Genomic DNA, 5,750 nt, shown 5'->3' with positions numbered 1-5,750 from the left:
CTCACCCCGGGACCCCCACACCCCCCCCGCCGGGGGGGCGTCCACCCGGACGCCCCCGGCGAGGCCCCCGATCCGCCCCATCCGCCCCACCCGTTCCATGAGTTGAGTGAAGGAGACGTGCCGCCGTGACGGTCGCCGTACAGACCACGCTCGCAACGCCCCTGCCGCGGCCGGGCGTTCGGGGCGTCACCGCCGTCCGGCATCTCGCCCGCGGCGGCCTGCTCACCCTCGCGGCCCTGCTGCTCGGCCTCACCGCCCAGTTGCTGTTCCTCAGCGGCTTCCAGGAACGCGCCGCGCAGCACGCCGCGTACGACTCCCTGCGCGCCCAACTGGCCCTGGGCACCGCACCGGTGGCCCAGACCGACGAGCAGGGCGCGCTGATCGCCCCCGGCACCCCGGTCGCGATCGTCGACATCCCCGCCCTGCGGGTGCGCCAGGTGGTCCTGGAGGGAACCGACTCCGGCGTCATGAAGGACGGACCCGGCCACCGCCGGGACACCCCGATGCCGGGGCAGGCCGGCACCAGCGTGCTGATGGGCCGTGCCGCCGCGTACGGCGGTTCCTTCGGACACCTCGGCGACCTCGCCGACGGCGACACGTTCACCGTGACCACCGGCCAGGGCAAGGCGACGTACCGGGTCTTCGGCCTCCGGCGCGCCGGTGATCCCGCGCCCGCCCCGCTCGACGCGGGCAAGGGCCGCATGGTCCTCCTCACGGCCACCGGAGCGGACTTCATGCCCGGCGGGGTGCTGCGGGTCGACGCCGAGCTGGTCTCCGCGCCGGCGCAGACCCCGGCCGCCGTCATCCGCTCCGGCACGCTGCCCGAGGCCGAACAGCCACTGGCCCGGCCCGGCGGAGTGCCGTGGCCGCTGGTGATGTGGCTCCAGGCACTGGTGGTCGCGGCCGTCGCCGCGGTGTGGGCCTGGCACCGCTGGGGCCGACACCAGACCTGGATCGTGTTCGCTCCGGTCGTCGCCGTCCTCGGCCTCCAGGTGGCGACCCGAGCCACAGAACTCCTCCCCAACCTGACCTGACCGCCCACAGCCCCGCGCGGCCCGGCCACCGGAACCCCGCAGACCGGTCCGGCCCCCGACCCCTGTCCCGACCCTTGTTTTCCAGCCGGGCCCGCCCCGACTCATCGCCTTGACCCGGCGAGCCCACCCGGCTCTCCGCCTTGACCCCGCCGAGCCGAGCCCGGCCCGATTTCGCCATGAGGTGCCCGACGTGACCGATGCGACCGCCGCGCGTGACAGTGCCGCGAACGAGACCGCCCCGACCGACAGCGTCCCGGCGGTCACCGCCGGCACCGGCCGTGCCGCGCCCGCCGCCACCGCCGTCATCGACCCGGGCCCCGCGGCCGACACCGTCGTCCTGCCGCCCGTCCCGTCGGACGGGACGCTCCCGGCCCGCCCCGCGGCGGCTCCCGCCGAGCTCGACGCGCGCGAGGTGTCGGCCTGGTTCGGCAGTCACCTGGTGCTGGAGCGCGTCTCCCTCACCATGCCCGCCGGACAGGTCACCGCCCTGATCGGCCCGTCCGGTTGCGGCAAGTCGACCTTCCTGCGCACCCTCAACCGGATGCACGAGCTGATCCCCTCCGCCGCGATGGCCGGCGAGGTGCTCTTCGACGGCGAGGACATCTACGCCCCCGAGCGGCGGCTGACCGAGGCCCGGCGCCGGATCGGCATGGTCTTCCAGAAGCCGAACCCGTTCCCGGCCATGTCGATCTACGACAACGTGGTCGCGGGCCTGCGCCTGACCGGCACGCGCTTGGGCCGCCGGGAGAAGGACGAGCTGGTCGAGGAGAGCCTGACCCGGGCGGGCCTGTGGAAGGAGGTCCGGGACCGGCTGCGGCAGCCCGGCGGCGCGCTCTCCGGAGGCCAGCAGCAGCGCCTGTGCATCGCCCGCGCTCTCGCCGTGCGGCCCCGGGTCCTGCTCATGGACGAGCCGTGCTCGGCGCTCGACCCGACCTCGACCCGGCGTGTCGAGGAGACCATCCACGAGCTCGCCGGACAGGTGACCGTCGTCATCGTCACCCACAACATGCAGCAGGCGGCCCGCGTCTCGCACCAGTGCGCGTTCTTCCTCGCCGAGCAGGGCACCCCGGGCGCCGTCGTCGAGCACGGTCCCACCGCCGACATCTTCGGCACCCCGAAGGACCAGCGCACCGCGGACTACGTGGCAGGCCGCTTCGGCTGAGCCACCGTTCCGCACCGTGCCCGTCCGGCACCGACCTCGTCCGGCACCGGGCCGGTGGGTGGGTCGGGGCCGGGCCGGTGCATCAGCCCGTCGCCGTTGGACGGAGAGCTGACCGTCGGTGGCGACGGGCATCGATGTACCGGCCCGTCCCCGACCCACCCACTCACCGATCCCGTCCGGCACCGGGCCGCCCGCACCGGCTCAGGACCGCCCGCACCGGCGCGGGCCCCGCGACCCGCCCGTGCCGGGGGCGTGAACGGTCCCGCCCGGCCCGGGCCCGCGGCGTCCGCCCGGCACCGGCGCCCAGGGCTCCCTCATGACGGAACGTGACCCGAAACAGGCCGGAGACGGTGCCCTCGCCGGGATCCGGGCGCGTCGGTGTGAGACCGTGGAGACCAAGAAGGGGAATGAGCCCGGGAACCCCGGGCCTTCTCCGGTGCACATCGGCGGACGCCGCCGACGAGTCGGATCACAGCCGGTCACCCGCACCCGTTCAAGATCCAAACGCCCGAAGAGCCGGGCGAGTTTACCCATCCTCGTAGCCGACCATGCACCCCACGGTCAGATTTTCTTCCCCTAACGGGCTGAACTTTTGTTGATCGTGGGTTAGTTGGCCGCCCGATCGTCCTACCCTTCAAAGGGTGAACCAACTGATGTCCCGAGAGTCCGAGGCCGATCTCCCCGGGGAGCCGCTGCTCCCGGGCGCGCTGCCCGAGGCACTGCGCGCCGAACTCGTCGCGTTCCGCCGCGACTTGCACATGCACCCGGAGCTCGGCAACCAGGAGTTCCGCACCACCGCGGCGATCAAGGCGCGCCTGGAGCAGGCTGGCCTCCAGCCGCGGGTCCTCTCCATCGGGACCGGCCTCATCTGTGACATCGGGGACGCCGACGACGTACGCCCCATGCTGGCACTGCGCGCCGACATCGACGCGCTGCCCATCCCGGACACGAAGAGTGACTGCGCGTACCGCTCGACCGTGCCCGACCGCGCCCACGCCTGCGGCCACGACGTCCACACCACGGTGGTGCTGGGCGCCGGTCTCGTCCTCGCCGATCTGCACGCCCAGGGCCTGCTGCCCCGGCGTGTCCGGCTGATCTTCCAGCCTGCCGAGGAGGTGCTGCCCGGCGGCGCCCCGGACGCGATCGAGTCGGGCGTGCTCGAAGGGGTCGGGCGGATCGTCGGGGTGCACTGCGACCCGAGGGTCGACGCGGGGCGTATCGGACTGCGGCACGGCGCCATCACCTCGGCGTGCGACCGGCTCGAAGTCTCGCTCGACGGCGCGGGCGGCCACACCGCGCGCCCCCACCTCACCACCGACCTCGTCACCGCCGCCGCGCGGGTCGTCACCGACGTGCCGGCGCTCGTCGCCCGGCGCGTGGACGCCCGCAGCGGGCTCGCGGTGACCTGGGGGCGCATCGAGTCGGGTCACGCCTGCAACGTGATCCCGCAGCACGCCGAACTGTCCGGGACGATCCGCTGCCTGGACCTCGACGCCTGGCGGGCCGCGCCCGACCTCGTCCACGCGGCCATCGACGAGATCGCGAACCTCTACCGCGCCAAGTCGGAGATCAACTACATCCGGGGCGTCCCGCCGGTCGTGAACGACCCGGCCGTCACCGATCTGCTCCGCGACGCCATGACCGCCCGGCGCGGCGCGCAGTCCATCGAGGACACCGAGCAGAGCCTCGGCGGCGAGGACTTCTCCTGGTATCTGGAGCACGTGCCCGGCGCGATGGCCCGGCTCGGGGTCCGACGCCCCGGGGACCGCACCACCCGCGATCTGCACCGGGGCGACTTCGACGCCGACGAGCACGCGATCACGGTCGGCGTCGAGATGTTCACCGCCGCGGCCCTCCTGGACCAGCCCCCCTCCTAGGGCCCGCGGGTCGAGCGCCCTCCCAGGGCCGCCCGCCGGCCCGCCCCGGGGCCGCTGGACCAACCCCCATCCTGGGGCCCCGAACAGGCGGCGGACGCGACCGGGTGAACTCCGGTCGCGCCCCCCACGCCCCGGCAGTAGCGTGGTCGGCAGTTCTTCGACAACAGTCACTTTGTGGAGCAGCGACCATCCGCTCCGTCACCTGGGGTCCGGTACCCGGATGCGCCGCGTGAGGTCCGTGACGGTCACTGCGTCCCCGAACACGCCTTTCGGCCGCATGGTTCACAAGGACGTAACCGGCCATCGGCACGAATGGATAACGGCCAGGCGGAACCCCGTTCCCTGGACGGTCTACGCGCGTTAATGTGCGCCGAACTGAGCACCCACTGCGGGGCTTTGGAGAATGGGGAACTTCAGATGCGTCGGATTGCCAGCATGACCCGGATCGCGGTGGGGGTCGCGTCGCTCGCACTCGCCGCCACCGCGTGCGGCGGTACCAGCAGCGACAGCAACAGCAGCAGCAACAGCAGCGAGAGCGGTGGCGGCAAGGGCCTCGCCATCGCGTACGACGTCGGCGGCAAGGGCGACCAGTCCTTCAACGACGCCGCGTTCTCCGGCCTGGAGAAGGCGAAGAAGGAGTTCGGCTACCAGACGGCCGACGTCGAGCCCACCGACAACGAGACGGACGCCGACAAGCAGCAGCGTCTGGAGTCCCTCGCCAAGCAGGGCTACAACCCGGTCATCGGCATCGGCTTCGCCTACGGCCCCGCGCTGGAGAAGGCCGCCGCGAAGTTCCCGAAGACCACCTTCGGCATCGTGGACTCGGTCGTCAACGGCAAGAACGTCGCCTCCCTGGTCTTCGCCGAGCAGGAGTCCTCCTACCTCGCCGGTGTCGCCGCCGCCAAGGCCACCAAGAGCAACACGGTCGGCTTCATCGGAGGTGTGGACGTTCCGCTGATCCACAAGTTCGAGGCCGGCTACACGCAGGGCGTCAAGGACACCAAGCCCGGCGTGAAGGTCCTCTCGCAGTACCTGACGCAGACCGCCGCCGAGGGTGGCTTCTCCAGCCCCGACAAGGGCAAGGCCGCCGCCGAGGGCCAGATCGAGAAGGGCGCCGACGTCCTGTACGCTGCCGCCGGTCTTTCCGGCCAGGGTGTCATCGAGGCCGCCTCCAAGGCGGGCGTGTGGGCGATCGGCGTCGACTCCGACCAGTACAAGCAGGAAGCGCTGGCGGCGTACAAGGACAAGATCCTGACCTCCGCGCTCAAGGACGTCGGCGGCGCGGTCTACACGCTGTCCAAGTCGGTCCACGACGGCAAGCCGCTGACCGGTGTGCAGACCTTCGACCTCAAGGCGAACGGTGTCGGCCTCGCCGACAGCAACCCGAAGATGGGGGAGATCGCCGGTCTGAACGACGCCGTGGCCAAGGCCAAGGCGGCCATCATCGCCGGTGACATCAAGGTCAAGACCTCCTAGTCGCGTGAACGGCGGGTGACCGCGGCGGGCCCGGCCCGCCTCCGGTCCCCCTCTGCTCCACCCGGCGGGCGAACATGAATGAAGTACCGCGGAACGGGCGGGCACCCCAGGTGTCCTCCGGCTCGGTGCGCATCGGCGACACCGAACTCGGCTCCCTGAAGGACAAGCAGCTCACCAAGCTGCGCCGGGACAAGATCGGCT

Annotated in this window: 4 protein-coding genes and 1 pseudogene; all 5 read left to right on the top strand. The window is 72.3% G+C overall.

Annotated features, from left to right (window positions below; all coding sequences use genetic code 11):
• Nucleotides 1-125: 125 nt before the first annotated feature.
• Nucleotides 126-1,034 (top strand): sortase, encoded by a 909-nt coding sequence (locus ACWEBX_RS36795; protein WP_451889093.1) that lies wholly within the window; start codon nucleotides 126-128, stop codon nucleotides 1,032-1,034.
• Between the two features lie 337 nt (nucleotides 1,035-1,371).
• On the top strand, nucleotides 1,372-2,196 hold the full coding sequence (gene pstB / locus ACWEBX_RS36790) for a phosphate ABC transporter ATP-binding protein PstB (protein WP_451889095.1): 825 nt from the start codon (nucleotides 1,372-1,374) through the stop codon (nucleotides 2,194-2,196).
• A gap of 653 nt (nucleotides 2,197-2,849) precedes the next feature.
• Nucleotides 2,850-4,073: a M20 family metallopeptidase gene (locus ACWEBX_RS36785; RefSeq protein ID WP_451889094.1), complete on the top strand. Its 1,224-nt coding sequence runs from the start codon at nucleotides 2,850-2,852 to the stop codon at nucleotides 4,071-4,073.
• Nucleotides 4,074-4,490: 417 nt separating this feature from the next.
• Nucleotides 4,491-5,549, top strand: coding sequence for a BMP family lipoprotein (locus ACWEBX_RS36780; RefSeq protein WP_451889092.1), 1,059 nt, complete (start codon nucleotides 4,491-4,493; stop codon nucleotides 5,547-5,549).
• 113 nt (nucleotides 5,550-5,662) lie between these two features.
• Nucleotides 5,663-5,750 (top strand): annotated as a pseudogene (locus tag ACWEBX_RS36775) (ABC transporter ATP-binding protein); the annotation flags it as partial.

The organism is Streptomyces sp. NPDC005070, from assembly GCF_053600395.1.
This window is presented reverse-complemented; position numbering and strand designations above follow the sequence as displayed.

Coding starts and splice junctions, on each gene's coding strand:
- ACWEBX_RS36780 (WP_451889092.1), top strand. CDS start 4,491: ATGCGTCGGATTGCCAGCATGACCCGGATCGCGGTGGGGGTCGCGTCG.
- ACWEBX_RS36785 (WP_451889094.1), top strand. CDS start 2,850: ATGTCCCGAGAGTCCGAGGCCGATCTCCCCGGGGAGCCGCTGCTCCCG.